The organism is Enterorhabdus sp. P55, assembly GCF_009911695.1.
Classification (GTDB): Bacteria; Actinomycetota; Coriobacteriia; order Coriobacteriales; family Eggerthellaceae; genus Enterorhabdus.
On sequence record NZ_QWKK01000056.1, the window covers coordinates 1 to 14,773 of the forward strand.

Below are 14,773 nucleotides of genomic sequence, written 5' to 3' on the forward strand. Positions count from 1 at the left end.
GCAAGTAACGCTTGGCGTTACAGAAGACCCATTGGCTGCTCCCCGTCTTGGCAAGAACGTCTTCATTGGCGCTGGCGCCAAGGTGTTAGGCCCCGTTTACGTTGGCGATGGGGCGAAGGTGGGGGCAAATGCGGTCGTCCTCAAGGACGTTCCAGGCGGCGCAACTGCGGTTGGCGTTCCGGCAAGAATTGTTCAATAGATTTGAAATGACAAAGGTGTTACACGTTGTAAAAAAGTGGAGTCGCGGCGGAGTAGAGAGATTTGTCGAATCTCTGGTAACGCATTGCTTACCTCATGGGATTGAGTCCTCGGTAGTACCAGTTGATCCTGCCATAAATGCCGACTTGAGATGCGAGCAAGCAGGTGCTTTGTGAAAGACAAACCGCTGGTGTCAGTTATTGTTCCGGTTTACAACATCGAGAACTATGTTGACAGATGTGTAGATAGCCTGCTTGCCCAGACTTATGATGAATTCGAGCTGATCCTTGTTGATGATGGATCAACGGATCGGTCCGGGCTCATTTGCAGCCATATAAAGGAGAAGGATGGTCGGGTTAGAGTTGTCCGCAAAGAGAATGGCGGGCTGTCCTCAGCTCGAAATTTTGCTCTTGCCCTCGCAGCAGGAAGCTACGTAACCTTCGTTGACGGAGACGATGTCGTCGCCTCTTCGTATCTAGAGATGCTTTTGCGGGCACTCATTGACAATGATGCCGATATTTCTGTTGTACAGGCAGTCCAGTTAGCAGATGGCGCACCAGTACCGATTGCTTCATCTGGGGGAAAGATCGAAGCCCTGTCTTCCGAGGAGGCTTTGAGGCGGATGCTGGTGTCCGATGGTCTTACCGAGATGGCATGCGGTAAACTTGCGAAAAAGGAAATATGGGAGCGGCACCCATTTCCTGAAGGACGCGTGTACGAAGACCTTTCCGTTATGGCTCAAGTGCTTTACGAGGCAGATCGTGTCGCTGTACTTAGCGATGCGCTCTACGGCCAGGTTTTCAGATTGGGATCAATAACTCGGCAAAAAAAGATAAGCACCAAGCAATTCTTGGATTGCAAATTGGCCATTGAGTCTTGCTGTAGTTTTGTTGAGGAAAGATGTGCGGCTGATTGTTGTGACGCCTCTCTGGCTCGCAGAGTTTCCGAATACACAAGGGCTTGGCGCATGTATAAAGAGGTCGATTCTCCAGACGACGATTGTCGACTTTTTTTTGAGTATGCACGGAGCTTTGTTCGAGGCTCGATGCCGTCCTTGGTCGTAAAGAGGGGGGTTCCTTCTCGGATAAAGATGAGAGCTCTTCTCATGATCATTTCGCCTTCTTTGTATGAATGTTGTTTTCAGGTTTTTCAAAAAGGGAAGCAGAGTTAGATGAAGCCGAATAAAGCTTTTAGCCAAGAAGTGGAGAGTGGAAAGAGGGAAGACGAAAGATCCAGCCCAGAAATCTCCGTCATTGTTCCAATGTATAAAACGGAGCTTTTTCTGGAGAAGTGTATCGAATCGCTGAGAAGTCAGACGTTTCGTGACGTAGAAATCCTCTTGATAAATGATGGGTCGCCGGATCACTGCAGAGATATTGGTGAGAGATATTGCCGAACAGATCCTCGGATTCGTATCGTGGACAGGGAGAATGGAGGTTTGGGTCCTGCAAGAAATACAGGACTTGATCGAGCGCAGGGACGATATGTTGGATTTGTCGATTCAGATGATTGGGTTGACGAGGATATGCTTGAGCGGATGTTCCAAGCTGTTGTGAAATACGAAGCCGACATCTGCTTTTCCGGATTAAGGCTGGTATCCAATGGCAATACTCTATTGGAAAAAAGGCATAGTGAGGAGGAAAAGGTTTTAGAGACGAAAGAAGACATCTTTAATTTTAGGAAGTCATTTTATGGTGCATCCCCCTCGCGTGCAAAAGAAGAGGCTGCCCCCATGTCGGTTTGCTGCGCTATATACAAGCGAAGTCTTATAGATGACGAAGGGATTCGCTTTCCGAATATACAAAGTGAGGATATGCTTTTCAATACCGACGTATGTTGTGCGGCCAAGAAAATAGTCGTCTTGCCCGACATCTTTTATAACTATAGAAAAGACGGACAGGCTTCGTTGACGAATGGCTTTACCAAGGAGACTATAGCCGCCTTCCTCAATCTTTTTGACGCTTTGTCTATTAGGGTAAAAAAAGAAGAAGCGGAGATGCGAGGCGAGTGTCAAACTCGTGTCAGTCGACAAATACTAGATGGGACGCGAGGCTTGGTGAAGCTTATTGCTAGCTCTTCTGAGCCAAAGGATAGAAAACTGGCTATTGTCAAGGAACTCTCCTCTAATTCTCGGGTAGCTGGGGCGTTGAGGCGCTATCCGTGGTGGAAGCTGCCTCTGGCCCAGCAAGCTTTTTTCTGGTCATTAAAGACTCAAAGCCCTCGTACGATGCTATTTTTGGCTGATTTAAGATCTCATTTCGGTAAGTGATATACGACAGTGACGACTTGCGATCATAGGCTAGTCTACTCTTTCGGAAAAAGAGATTACTTGGGTATGCTCTTTGTCTTATCGATGGGGATCGCGCTAAATCCCCAAATCGATGATGTATATATGCCTCATGTTGTCGAGCAGGCTATAACTATCTTTTGGATAGTTTTTGCAGGAGGTTCTTTTGCTCGCAAGCATCTTTCTCGGAAAACCAAGAATAATGATTTCCGTTTTTTGGTGAAAGCTTTTTTCTGCCCGAAATTGCTAATTTGGTTGTATGGAATATCTCTCTTTCTTTTAGGCGTCGCAGATAGGGAGCTCATGTCGCCTGGCTTAATTCAGATCACTTCCGCATTGCTTCCACTATGTGCGCTCTATTTGTTTAGACAAAAGACGGTAGATTACGTTTTCTATGCATGCGCATGGTCTTTTCTTGCTGTAGTTATCGTTACTTGTTTTAAAAACGGAATGGGATGTCTGGCCGCGCCATTCGCCTCTATTGTAAATTCAATGCAGAGCAATCCTTTCGAAAACTCCCAGTTTACGTTTACGACAAGCTTTCTCCTTGTCTACTATCTATGTCTTGCCCCCCTTGAAAAAAACCGAACTCTCAAGTCCTCACTATGCGTGGTTATGTTCTTGTTTGGCTATAAGCGAATACTTCTTATGGCGGTGGCGACTGCCCTGCTCTTCTTTTTCTTCTGTAAAGGATTGAATCCCCAGATCAGAGCGCGTGCCAGCTTCTGTGCCGGGTTTCTTCTGTTTGCAGCCTGCTGGGTTTTCATCTACGGGCTTTACGAGGGATCCTTTTTTAGCCTCATGGATTTATTGGGCGTCAATACCATGGGAAGGTCGTACTACTATTTCGAGATTGTCGATCGAACATCACTAGATCCTCTCTTCCCGGGTTTAGGATTAAATGCGGTATCAAAAATATTCGTTACCCAGCTTTCTTATATGAAAGTGGGGGGAGTGCACAGCGATATATTGAAGTACTATGCTGAAATCGGGTTTATAGGGTTTACGATTTGGATTTCGTATTACCTCCTGATTCTTCCTCGTATGCTTCAATCCCGCTTTGGCGAGGAAGTATCCTTTGGCTATTACGTTGTTGCGGTACTGGTCTTTGTCTCGTATTTTACGGACAACATTGATATTTATATGGGATCCCAGTTTCTGTATGTGGCCATTGTCGGGTCTTTGGCCCTGTTTGCTGGTAATCAAGGCAAAGCCTCTGGTACTCCCTTTTCATTTCGTTTATCTGAGAAAGCCTTTGCATGAGCCGCAAGATTCTGTTTATCTGCAACACGTACTATCAGCTTATAGTAGCCATGCAGCTTGCTCTTACAGTGTTTGAGGAAGATGAGGTCGATGTCATCCTTTCAGATCATTCGGTAGGTGCGAAGAAGGTGGCGGACAGGCTTCAAGATACGAGAGTCTTCCGCGATGTTCTATACCTGGAGACGTTGAAATTCTACGCGTCAAAAGAAGGGCTATTTCGGAAAGCAAGGGATTTCGTAGATTGCCACGTGTCAAAAAGAAGGATATTAGAGATTGAGTGCGGGTATGACGAAATCGTTTCTTATAGCATTTCCGATTTTGAGTATGCAGTGTGTGATACGGTTTTTGCAAAGGGAGAAACCCCAGTCTTTTCGCGAATGGAGGAAGGTCTCCTGTCCTATTCTGTCCAAGTGGAAGGTGGGTTTTCTCAGAGGATTGGAAATAAGTATAGAAAGTGGAAGGGAGGCTTCTGCCTCGGTCTCCCCTCATGCGTGTTCTACTGTTTTTTTCCCGAGCTTATAATTGATTCAAGATTACGGGGGATATCCATTCCTCCTATAGGATTACGGCAAGAAAGGCTCGTTGCTGCGCTTAAACATGCTTTTTCGTACGAGCGCTTTAGCTTTGACGAACCTTTTATCTTTTTCGCTTCTTCATCCGATGTGGATGGTTTTCCCATGGGGGAAACTCCTCTCGTTCTTTCGCTTGCAGAAGAACTGGGACGCGAGAACGTTCTTGTTAAGATGCATCCTCGAGATGACCGGACGGTTTATGAGGATTATGGCTTGCGAGTAATGCGCGGATCGCCGATTCCTTGGGAAATATGCCAAATATGTGAGGATCTTTCGGATAGAACGCTTTTATCCCAAACATCGGGTGCCTTGCTGGGGGCGAATTCCCTGATCGATAAGCCGGCAAGGGGGTTCTTCGTTCAAAACGAGAGAAGCTTGTCGGAGAAAGAAAGGCATAATTATCGGGAAAAAAGGCTCGAAATAAGCGACAAGCTTGAAAGATTTCACTCTTTCGGCATTTGCCGTAGCGTGAAAACGGCGTCCTTCGATGAAGTGATTGAGCAGCTCGGAGTGATGCGGTGATTTTGCATGTCTAAGGCGTCTTATTTGCTCAAGAATACTGGAATTCTTGCTATAGGTAGCTTTAGCTCAAAGATATTGACCTTTCTCCTTGTCCCTCTCTACACGGCTGTTTTAACTACGGAGGAGTATGGGGCTTATGACATTATTTTGAGCACTTGCACGCTGCTTACACCTGTTTTGACGCTGAATATTGCTGATGCTATGCTCAGATTTCCCCTTGAGAAAGACGCCGACATTCCGCGAATAGCTCGTATGGGAATAGGCGTTACTCTTGCGAGTGGTCTAATTGTATTGGCTGGTCAGTTTATGCCCGGTGCCCCATGGAGAAGCTTGTCAGGGATTGGTTTCGTTGTACCGCTTTACTTGTCAAGCGCTCTTTACCAACTATTGGTTTTGCTCGCTCGTGGCTTAGAGAGGTTCAAGGATGTTGCTGTTGCGGGTGTTCTAAGCTCGGTCGTCATCGTTTGCCTTAACGTTATACTGTTGTCTTTTTTAGGCTGTGGGTTGGAGGGCTTCTTTGTTGCAAACATTGTAGGAATGCTTTTACCTGCTGTTTTTCTGCTGCTCCGCATGAGGTTGGTTGTATTTGGGCCCCCTGTGGCCTCGGCGCGCGATCACGAGCTTTTGATCAAAATGGTCCGATATTCTGTGCCGCTGGGAATGACAGTGGTGGGCTGGTGGATGATCACCACCTCAGGCCGTTACATAGTTTTAGCCTTTTGTGGGCTAGAGGCCAACGGTTTGTATTCTGTCGCCAATAGGATCCCCGCAATTATGACGACAGTGGCTAGTATTTTCATGCAGGCCTGGCAGGTGTCGGTCATCAAGGACTTCGACAGCTCTGATCAAGATGGGTTTCTGCTTGGGGTGTTCGACAGAGTGGAGATGCTCTTAGTGCTTTTTTGCGCGATCTTGATTCCTGCAACTCCTCTAATCTCATCAATGCTGTTCCAAGGGGAATTCTATGCTGCGTGGAAGTACGTACCTTTCCTGTTGATCTACGCTGTGATCAATGCAATGAGTGGAATGTGGGGTCCTTTTTTTGCGGCTAGTTACGATACTAGACCAATGGCGATGTCGACGGCGCTCGGCGGCATAGTCAACGTCGCATTAGGTGTTGTTCTCGTGGCGCTTTTTGGAGTTCAGGGAGCCGCTCTCGCGAGCCTCTTTGCCGGTCTAACTAATTGGGCCTGGCGGGGGATTAAGGTACGAAAGCATGTTGGCATTAATTTTCACATGAGAAAATCTCTCGCGACATACGGCGTTCTTTGCGCTCAGGGTATTGTGATGATTTCCGACCTGCCAATAGGGATTTGCGTATCTATAGAGTCCCTCCTCTTGGCTGGCCTCTTTTTCTATTATCGCCAAGGGCTGAGGATCTGCATCTCAGCCGCTCTTGAGAGAGCGAAAAAATAGCCATTTTTTAGATGATTTTTGAATTTATATTCCTATAGAAATGCGTGGAGAAAACGGTTTGCAAGGTGGACGGCGATTTTGAGCGGAAAGCAAGGAAGAAAAATGAAAACAGTAGCAATGGTACCAATCAAGCTAGGGAGCGAGCGGGTCAAGGGGAAGAACATTCGCCCGTTCCACGACGGGAGAACGCTGGTGGGTTTCATCCAGGAGGCTCTGGTCAAAAGCGAGCTGATTGATGAGGTCTACGTGTACTGCAGCGACGACTCCATCAAGGACTACCTCATCGGCGGCGTGCGGTTCCTGAAGAGGCCCGAGTACCTCGACCTGGATACGTCGAACTGCAACGACATCATTCGCGAGTTCATCAAGGTCGTTGACGCCGACGTCTACGTCGTCTCTCACGCGACCGCCCCCTTCACGAGGCCGGAGAGCATAGACAGGTGCGTGCGGGCCGTGATCGACGATAACGAGTACGACTCCGCCTTCACGGTCGAGCGGCTGCAGACGTTTCTCTGGTCGGATAGGAGACCGGTCAACTTCGACCCCGATCATTTCCCCCGGACGCAGGATCTGGAGCCCCTGTACCTCGAGACGTCGGGCGCCTTCGCCTTCCCGCGATGGGTTTTCGAGAAATATGACAGGAGGATCGGTGTCTGTCCCTGCCTGGTCGAGGTCGGGCCTGAGGAGGGGTGCGACGTTGACACGGAGTTCGACATGACGGTCGCTCAGTCCCTTTACCGATATAGCAGCGAGAAAGGCGGTTTATGATGCAGGTTCAGATCAACGATTGCACGATTCGAGACGGCGGGTACCTCCTCGCCAAGAACCCTTCGTCCGGATATGTGTCGGGCGTCTTTTCGGGCCTGCTGGCCGGGGGTGTCGATGTCATAGAGATCGGGTTCCTCCAAAAGGTAGTCGGCGGTGAGTCGGTCGTCTATGTGAACGAGGTCGAGGCTGGCAGGCACATGCCCCCCTCCGGGTCGCCCAGCAGGTTTACGGGGTTCTGCGACAACAGCAGGTATTCCCTCGACCTGTTGGGCGACTGCGATGGGGGAGCGTTCGAGTACCTGAAGATCTCCTTCGCTAAGCACGAGCGCGCCGAGGCGCTCGCCTTTGTGGAAGGGGCCAAGGCGAAGGGATACAAGGTCTTCGCGAACCCCATGGACGCGCCCTCCTACGACCGCGAGGAACGTGCCCAGATGATGGAGGAGATCAACCGCATCAAGCCCTACTGCTTCTCCATAGTCGATACGTTCGGAACCATGTACCTGGATGATCTCGACCAAGTGTTCTCCCAGATGGACGAGGGGCTGGACAGGGACGTCAGGATCGGTCTCCACTCCCACAACAACCTCCAACTGTCCAACGCGCTTGCCGAGAGGATGATCGACCTGGCGGCCGCGGCTGACAGAGACATCGTCGTGGACTCCTCTCTGTACGGGATGGGCCGTGGCGCCGGCAATGCCGCCACGGAGGTGATCGCATCGTTCTTGAACGAGAGGTATGACGCCCACTACGACCTGGGCGTTCTGCTCGATACCATCGACGAATACGTTGCCCCTCTGGATGGCAAGGTGCGCTGGGGATATGACCTGCCCATGCTGGCATGCGGAACCTTGGGCGCGCACGTGGACAACGTCTTCCATATGAGGGAGCTGGGCGAGCGCTCGTCCAGGAGGCAGTACGAGGTGATCGCCGCGCTCGAGCCGCCGCAGCGCAAGCGCTACGGCTCGGGGTATTCGAAATCGGACTTCTCGCTGCTTGACGCAGCTATCGAAGAGATGGGAGCTAATGGAGGTGAGTAGCATGAACTGCGCTGAGTACCTGGTCGACTTCCTGGTGAGAAAGGGGGTGACCGACGTCTTCGGCTACGCAGGGGGATACATAGTCCCCTTCATGGACGCCCTTTATAGCAGGCAAGACCAGATCAAGACCCACGTCTGCTACAACGAGCAGGGCTGCTCCTATGCCGCGGACGGGTATGCGCGTATGAAGGGCGAGTTGGGAGTCTACTTTACGACGTCGGGGCCGGGCGCCGTGAACGCGTTCCCCGGTCTCGCCGACGCGTGGTTCGATGGCGTTCCGCTGCTGGGGATATGCGGGAATGTTTCCACCTATGAGCAGCGCGGGTACTCGGGTGTGCGTCAAAACGGTTTCCAGGAAATGGACATCGTCTCCATGACGAAGCACATCACCAAGTACTCGGTGACGCCCAGCAGCGCTGACAGCTTTCCCGAGATTGTCGCCCGAGCCTATGACCTTGCGATGATCGGCCGCAGAGGAGGTGTGGTGATTGATTTTCCGTACAACATCCAGAAAACCAGTATTGCTGGTAGGTAACGGAGCGCGTCAGTCCGGATGCGCCGACATGATTAGGGAATTCGCCGAGAAGACGGACATCCCGGTTCTGACCACCATGAATGCCGTCGACCTTGCGCAGGACGACCTGCATATCGGGTTTATCGGAACGCACGGAAACCGGATTGCCAACATGATCCTGAACGAGTGCGATCTGGTGATCTCCGTCGGGGCCAGGCTCGGACTTCGCCAGATAGGCTCCAACATGGACTTCTTCGCCCCGAAGGCTGAGCTCATTCGCTGCGATATCGACCAGTACGAGCTTGCGCGATGCATCAAGGACGGCGAAGAGAAGCACCTGGTGGACGCAAAACGGTTTATGGGGGCCCTGCTTGAGGAGGATGTCCCGCGCTACACCGATTGGAGGAGCAGATGTCTCGAGGCTGCCAGGCTGCTAGAGGGAGAGGACGTCTCGATCGGCAACCTGGTGATAAGGGAGATATCGTCCCTGCTGCCCGTGGATCCCGTTGTTGCTGTCGACGTGGGGCAGCACATGTGTTGGAGCGCCCAATCCCTGCATCTGAGGGGAAGTGAGGGGCGTGTCTTTGTCAACGGCGGCTTCGGCGGCATGGGCTGCGCGCTGCCCATCGCCATAGGGGCCTCCATCGCGACCGGCGGCGGGAAGGTGTTCGCCATCATCGGCGACGGCGGCATGCAGATGAACATTCAGGAGCTTGAGACCGTCAAGCGTGAGGGCCTTCCGATCAAGATGATCGTTTTGGACAATCGAGAGCTGGGAAAGATCAGTGAGACCCAGCATGGCTCCTACGACGATCGCTTCGCTCAGACGACTGCCGATAGCGGGTATACGACGCCGGATTTTGCGAGGGTGGCGGAGGCCTACGGCATCAAGGCGGCGGCGCTCGGGTCCTACGAGGAACTGCCTGAGCACAAGCAGTGGCTGGACGATGATCAGGCCTGCCTCATAAGCATCTCGCTGCCGGGGCTGACACCGCTGGTTCCCAAGATATCCTGGGGCTCCGGATCGATAGAGCCCCAGCTCGACGAGGGGCTCGTTGCGCGCGTCGAAGAGCTGCTGGGATAGCCTGGGCAGCCGATGGCGGGGCTCGCTCCCGACCGCGTCGCCTTCGCTATCCCACCCTCACCTTTCCTATGGCGACCCGGATGGCGGCGGGCTCGGAGACGGCGATGCAGGGCATGTGGGCATCTTTGGGGTAGAGGACTACGTAGCTGCCCTCCCTTAGCACCACCCTTGTCATGCTGGCCTTCCGCTCCCAGAAGGCCACGTCTTCCTTCGGATCGTAGGGTGTCTCGAGCGACAAGGAGGAGACACTCGCGATGTCGATGGCCTCCTCGCCTTCAATGATCCACTGAATGTCGACATGTTTCCTGTGGGACTCGAGCTTCCGGTTAGCCGCGTAGTCGGTGCTGACGCGTTTCACGGTCACGGTCAGCCAGTCGTTCGTCTCGTAAACTCCGTCTTCCGGGTTCGACGCGAGCATCTGCTCCATGTGCTCGACGGCTTGCCGGATCCGTGAGCGCACCTCATTCTCATCGACGCGCGGAGCGAGCAGCCATTCGATGAACTCACGGCCGGCGCCGTCGCCGGCATCTTGGTTGCAGACGTAGTCGGCGGCCGCTCTGACCTCGCGGACGGCGTCTGCTGGGCACCCGACGATCCCTCCAGCTTGCGAGACGGCAGCCATGCAGGCCAGGTCTAGCACATCGTCGCCGAAATAGGCGCATTCACCCAAGCAGTCTTCACCGACGACCTCCACTAGTTTAGGGAGCTTGTCCGTCACGCCCTGTGAGACGCTGGCGATCCCCAGCTCACGGCAGCGGCCCTCGACTATTGCGCTAGTTCTGCCAGTGATCACTACGGGTTCGATGTCGGCCTCTTTGAGCAGGAAGCTGAGAGCGTATCCGTCCTTGATGGAAAACGCCTTCATGGCTTCGCCGCTCGGCCCCATGTAGACTTTTCCATCGGTCAGTGTGCCGTCTATGTCGGTGACGAAGTATTTGATGTGAGGCGTCATGATACTCTCCTTGCGTTCATTCTGGCCATGTTGGTGCTGCAGTTCTAATTCTGATGCTCCCAGCACGATGATTATAGTCTGTGGCACGAGAACCGAGGCATCCTACTTTTGCCTGTCGGCATGGTGCTTGTTGTTCATTGGTCTGCATAGCTGGCAGAGCGTGCGGCGAAGAGGCGTGTCTTCGAAGTTCTCGCAAAGGACGGCAGTCTCTTGGATAAATATTCGATGGGACATTGCTTGAGATCTGGCTGCGGGGAATACTGGTAGGTGGGTTTTGCCCTTCAATTAGCGGAAGAAGCATTGATGTCCTCGGCAAAGATTTGTCGAGGATGATGCGGATGTTACTTGTTTTACCTATGCAGAAATGCTAGAAGCCTTGTTCTCGGATGTCTCGTTTCTCCCGATCTTCTTTGAGTGTCCTAGCGTATTGGTGTTATCGATGCGGCCGCTGACAGGCTCGTAGTCGCCCCAGTCAGTTGGCTCTAATCTGCCTTCCCAGACAAGACGGCCGTCTTGGAAAACCCCGTAGGTGCCAGTCGTGCTGTTGTGCGACAAGAGGGGTCTCCCGGCTTTGTCGTCGATGATTGAGAGGGCGGGCTCGAAGAAGGTGTCGGTGCGTTCCTCGCTACGAAGCTCCCTTACTAGGTTAAACGCCTCCTCGTTGAGGAGGAGCGCGAGGTCGCTCGCCTCTGCGAGGAGGTAGGCGTAGCGGCTGAAGGCGATGGGCTGCAGCCAGTCGCGGAGCAACAAGCCGGCCTCGCGCGGGAGCTCGGTGTCGTAAAGTTCATCGTCGGCTTTGAAGGCGCAGGTGAGTTCAGCTATCTCGTTCAGGAGTGAGAGGCTGCTGGGGCTGAGGATCATGCCGAGTTCGTTGACGTGACTGCTCACGATGTCGTTCAAGTTGTAGCCGGCGCCCTTTCGGCGCTGGTTGGGCACGCAGAGGATGAGGCCCATGAACGCTGACTCAAGTGAGAGTCGCGTCGCTGTGCGGGTGGACGCCACTTTGTTATTTCGGTCTTCGATGGCGTCGCCGCGCTGAAGTCCGTAGACGATGATGGCAATGAGCGCTGTGATGATAAGCGTGTAAAGCGCTACGACCAGTGCTCCCAGGGCAATGGTGTCGCTCAGCGAGAGGTCGCTATGTGCTTGGAATATCGGCGTGATGATGAGTATGGGAGCGGCCATGAGCGCAAAGAACAGAGCGCCAAGCAAAACGTTTCGCACCCACTGTTTTCTCAAGGGAGACTTCAAGATTGGCAGCTCCTTCTATGCGGCAGAGGCTTTCCGGCGAGCGTGATTGCCTAAATTTCCACCTCGTCGTAGACGAGCCCCGATTCCCTCATAAGTCCGAGCCAGTCGGGAGGCGAAAGGGCGGGAACAGGGGAGCGGCTGAATCCTCTTGCGTCACGCGTAATGAGGTAGTCGGCGTGGGCCTTGTCGGCCGCTAGCGCTATGAGGCAATCCTCGTAGTCATCCCACCTGAGCCTTGCGGCTCGTCGCAGGTCGTCCGCGCTAAGGGATACGGGCTCAATGATGTCGAAGGCTCGCAAGAGGGACTCCTGCAGCTTTTCCGCAGTGACGTAGCGGCTCAGTACATAGAAGGCGTCGGTTGCCGATTGAGCGGGTACCCAGAGCTTGGTATCACCGAAGAATCCGGCGGCGACGATATTGCGGGCATCTTCGAAAAACGGCTGCTTACGTCCCAGATAGTCGATGAAGACGTTGGTATCAAGCAAGAGATTCATAGCGCAGGCGCTTCCCTTCGCAGATGAGCTCGCGGTAATCGCCGCAAGCTCCTGCGTCCTCCCAAGGAATGTCAAAGGTGCTCTCCTCGACGAACTGGGCGAAGGCTGTCGCAGAACATCTCTCGGGGTCTTCCGCTTGGGGAAGGTGCTTGGTGGCAAGCAGGTAGTCGAAGGCGCTGTTCACGAGATCTGACGTTGTTGCACCGATGGCGGTGAGCATTCCCTGTGCGGCCTCGCGCTTTGCGACGGGGACGCGGGCGCTGATCAGAGAGCTGTTCATTGAGCCTCCTTTCTTTGATGTATTACATATTACATTAAAGGTATCTGTAGGGCGAGTGGTGTTAATGTTGCCGAACGACAAGGGCCCCGCATCGCTTGGTGCGATGCGGGGCCCTTGTCTTGGGTGCTTAGCTGCGCTTACCGGTACGCCGTAAGCGTAGGCATATGGTAGAACGCCAATTCCTCCTCGGGGTTGGGAGCGGTCGTCACCGTGTAGGTGAGGGTGATGCTCTTTGACGGCAGCAGGCTCGGGCGGAACCAGAGGTAGGCCTCCAGGCCGTCCTGGGTGGTTGATGAGAGGGTGGAGCCGTCGCTGGCCACTAGGTTGGTGATGGTGCCGCCAGCCGGGGCGTAGAGGTAGATCTGCGGGATCATGTCGCCACTCTGGAAGCCGTCGAGCTTGCCCATGATGTAGGGGCCGCCGTCGTAGACCTCTTGCTGGGTGGCCGTGTTGGTGAAGGTGGTCTTGACCTCATAAGACACCGTGCCGTCGGCGTTGGCCGTTTTGCCGAGGATCTCGCTGTTCAGATCGAGGTACCAGCCCAGCTTGGAGCCGATCCACAGGTTGAAGAACACGCCCACTGCCGGGGTCTCCGGTGTGGTGTCGAGCGAGCCCGACCAGCCGATCTCCTGGATGGTGACCTGATCTGTCTCGCTGGTGAGCCACAGCATGGTCTCGCGGCTCTGCATGCACTCCATCATGAGGGTGGCGAACTTCATGAGCGTCTCGGAGTTCATGTTGCCAATGAGGTTCTTGAACGAGAGGTCAGCTGCTTCGGCAAACAGGGCGTCGCAGATCTGGTTGCCGCTTTCCGTCGGCGTGCCGCTCAGATACTTCCAATACAGATCATGCTGCAGCACCTTCGTGGCGTTCTGGCCGTTGAGCTCGGTGCCGTTGGAGAGCTTGATGGGCCCGGTGATAGCCAGGATCTTCTGCACGACGCACGGCGTGATGCCGATGACGCCGTCTACGGAATTGCCCGTGCGCGCTGTGTAGGACGTGGCCCAGATGTTGGCCACGGTGGGGAAGTCGGGGTCGAACCCGGCGTCGCGCGGCACGGTCATCCAATTGCCGAACAGGGCCACCTCTGCCTCGGTGAACTGGACAGATGACGGCGTGGTATCAGTAAGCATGTCGTAGACGGTGGCGAAGTCGTCGAGCGAGATGGCGCCGTTGTTGATCTTGAGCGTGCCCATGGAACCGGGGAAGCCGCCGCTCGAGCGGATCTCGGCGGAATTCTGGGCGGCGATGAGGTACGTGCGCTCGCCGTCGACGCCCAGCAGCGTGCCTACGAGCGGCGCGAAGGCATTGGCCTGTTGGAAGGTGTCGTTGATGCCGACGATCTTCTCACGCGCGGGGCCCATGACGGCTTCAAGCTGCTCGATGTTCATGGGGGTCATGTTGGAGAGCGAGTCGGTACAGCGCTGCATCACCGGCGCTGCCTGCTGCAGCGAGTCGAGCAGCAGGCCCAATGCGGCTACGTTGATGGCGCCTTCCGACGTGATGAGGGCCGAGGGCGGGTTGGCCTCAAGCGCGCTGGTCAGCGGCATGAGCGCGTTGGAAGATGCGTCCTTCAGCGTGGCCACCACCGTGCGCACGTTCTGGATGTCGGGCCCCACCACGGGCAGCGCGGACGCAAGGCCCCACAGTGGCCCGTCCATTTCTGACTGCATGGCGCTGGCGGTGTCGTCAATCTTCTTCGCGGCCGCCGCGGCGCCGGCGTAGTCGCCGCCGACGATCTGGTCCTTGATGCCCGAGACGCTGGTCATCACGGTGTTGGCCTGGGCCTTGAGGGTCTTGGCGGAGTTGAGCATGGTGAAGCCGGACACGCCCACAGCTACCGCCAGCAGCACGATGACGCCCAGGACGACGAAGGGCCACTTGCGACGTCGCTTCTTGGCGGGCGGCGCCATCATCTCCTGGTAGTTGCCGAAGCCGGTGAAGCCGCTCTGGCCCCGCTGACCGACGGGTGCCATGCCGGCGGGGCTGGCGCCGGGGCGCTGCCCGCGTGGGACGTTGACGCCGGAGCGACGACCGCCGCGGGCGGAAGGCCGGGCGGCGGGCTGGCTTTGCGCAGCGGGGCGCTGCGGATGCTGCCTGCCGGCGCCAGCGGCTCGCTGCCCGCGGGGCTGTGC

General features: G+C 54.6%; 15 protein-coding genes. 10 read left to right on the top strand and 5 right to left on the bottom strand.

All coding sequences use genetic code 11. The features are described from left to right. The 10 genes from D1643_RS06685 to D1643_RS06730 all read left to right on the top strand — a co-directional run. Window positions 1-199: serine O-acetyltransferase (locus D1643_RS06685; RefSeq protein ID WP_305038652.1), on the top strand; the 199-nt coding region annotated here is incomplete at its 5' end. Window positions 200-370: 171 nt separating this feature from the next. Continuing rightward, window positions 371-1,369, top strand: a complete 999-nt coding sequence (locus D1643_RS06690) for a glycosyltransferase (protein WP_160709888.1) — start codon at window positions 371-373, stop codon at window positions 1,367-1,369. Next, window positions 1,370-2,467: a glycosyltransferase gene (locus D1643_RS06695; protein WP_160709889.1), complete on the top strand. Its 1,098-nt coding sequence runs from the start codon at window positions 1,370-1,372 to the stop codon at window positions 2,465-2,467. Between the two features lie 60 nt (window positions 2,468-2,527). Then, window positions 2,528-3,748: a hypothetical protein gene (locus D1643_RS06700; protein ID WP_160709890.1), complete on the top strand. Its 1,221-nt coding sequence runs from the start codon at window positions 2,528-2,530 to the stop codon at window positions 3,746-3,748. After that, on the top strand, window positions 3,745-4,842 hold the full coding sequence (locus D1643_RS06705) for a hypothetical protein (protein ID WP_160709891.1): 1,098 nt from the start codon (window positions 3,745-3,747) through the stop codon (window positions 4,840-4,842). The genes D1643_RS06700 and D1643_RS06705 overlap by 4 nt, the downstream gene beginning before the upstream one ends. Before the next feature lie 24 nt (window positions 4,843-4,866). Next, a complete protein-coding gene (locus D1643_RS06710) occupies window positions 4,867-6,258 on the top strand; it encodes a lipopolysaccharide biosynthesis protein (RefSeq protein ID WP_160709892.1) in 1,392 nt (463 codons plus the stop codon). Between the two features lie 102 nt (window positions 6,259-6,360). Next, on the top strand, window positions 6,361-7,026 hold the full coding sequence (locus D1643_RS06715; RefSeq protein WP_160709893.1) for a cytidylyltransferase domain-containing protein: 666 nt from the start codon (window positions 6,361-6,363) through the stop codon (window positions 7,024-7,026). Then, a complete protein-coding gene (locus D1643_RS06720) occupies window positions 7,023-8,063 on the top strand; it encodes a hypothetical protein (RefSeq protein WP_160709894.1) in 1,041 nt (346 codons plus the stop codon). Before D1643_RS06715 ends, D1643_RS06720 begins: the two co-directional genes overlap by 4 nt. A gap of 1 nt (window position 8,064) precedes the next feature. Then, window positions 8,065-8,598: a thiamine pyrophosphate-binding protein gene (locus D1643_RS06725; protein WP_160709895.1), complete on the top strand. Its 534-nt coding sequence runs from the start codon at window positions 8,065-8,067 to the stop codon at window positions 8,596-8,598. Window positions 8,599-8,626: 28 nt separating this feature from the next. Beyond that, the gene (locus D1643_RS06730) at window positions 8,627-9,661 is read left to right on the top strand and encodes a thiamine pyrophosphate-binding protein (protein ID WP_236643436.1); all 1,035 of its coding nucleotides are present in this window, start codon (window positions 8,627-8,629) and stop codon (window positions 9,659-9,661) included. 46 nt (window positions 9,662-9,707) lie between these two features. Here D1643_RS06730 and D1643_RS06735 read toward each other — a convergent pair whose 3' ends face one another. From D1643_RS06735 to D1643_RS06755, 5 genes are all read right to left on the bottom strand, one after another. Continuing rightward, window positions 9,708-10,613, bottom strand: coding sequence for a YhcH/YjgK/YiaL family protein (locus D1643_RS06735; protein ID WP_160709897.1), 906 nt, complete (start codon window positions 10,611-10,613; stop codon window positions 9,708-9,710). A gap of 354 nt (window positions 10,614-10,967) precedes the next feature. Then, complete coding sequence (locus tag D1643_RS06740; protein ID WP_160709898.1) at window positions 10,968-11,864, bottom strand: hypothetical protein; 897 nt, start codon at window positions 11,862-11,864, stop codon at window positions 10,968-10,970. A 50-nt stretch (window positions 11,865-11,914) separates the two neighbouring features. Further along, the gene (locus tag D1643_RS06745) at window positions 11,915-12,358 is read right to left on the bottom strand and encodes a PIN domain-containing protein (RefSeq protein WP_160709899.1); all 444 of its coding nucleotides are present in this window, start codon (window positions 12,356-12,358) and stop codon (window positions 11,915-11,917) included. Next, the gene (locus tag D1643_RS06750) at window positions 12,342-12,638 is read right to left on the bottom strand and encodes a hypothetical protein (RefSeq protein WP_160709900.1); all 297 of its coding nucleotides are present in this window, start codon (window positions 12,636-12,638) and stop codon (window positions 12,342-12,344) included. The genes D1643_RS06745 and D1643_RS06750 overlap by 17 nt, the downstream gene beginning before the upstream one ends. A 137-nt stretch (window positions 12,639-12,775) precedes the next feature. Then, a partial coding sequence (locus D1643_RS06755; RefSeq protein ID WP_236643437.1) for a DUF4012 domain-containing protein occupies window positions 12,776-14,773 on the bottom strand: 1,998 nt, incomplete at its 5' end.

Coding starts and splice junctions, on each gene's coding strand:
- D1643_RS06695 (WP_160709889.1), top strand. CDS start 1,370: ATGAAGCCGAATAAAGCTTTTAGCCAAGAAGTGGAGAGTGGAAAGAGG.
- D1643_RS06705 (WP_160709891.1), top strand. CDS start 3,745: ATGAGCCGCAAGATTCTGTTTATCTGCAACACGTACTATCAGCTTATA.
- D1643_RS06715 (WP_160709893.1), top strand. CDS start 6,361: ATGAAAACAGTAGCAATGGTACCAATCAAGCTAGGGAGCGAGCGGGTC.
- D1643_RS06720 (WP_160709894.1), top strand. CDS start 7,023: ATGATGCAGGTTCAGATCAACGATTGCACGATTCGAGACGGCGGGTAC.
- D1643_RS06725 (WP_160709895.1), top strand. CDS start 8,065: ATGAACTGCGCTGAGTACCTGGTCGACTTCCTGGTGAGAAAGGGGGTG.
- D1643_RS06730 (WP_236643436.1), top strand. CDS start 8,627: ATGATTAGGGAATTCGCCGAGAAGACGGACATCCCGGTTCTGACCACC.
- D1643_RS06735 (WP_160709897.1), bottom strand. CDS start 10,613: ATGACGCCTCACATCAAATACTTCGTCACCGACATAGACGGCACACTG.
- D1643_RS06745 (WP_160709899.1), bottom strand. CDS start 12,358: ATGAATCTCTTGCTTGATACCAACGTCTTCATCGACTATCTGGGACGT.
- D1643_RS06750 (WP_160709900.1), bottom strand. CDS start 12,638: ATGAACAGCTCTCTGATCAGCGCCCGCGTCCCCGTCGCAAAGCGCGAG.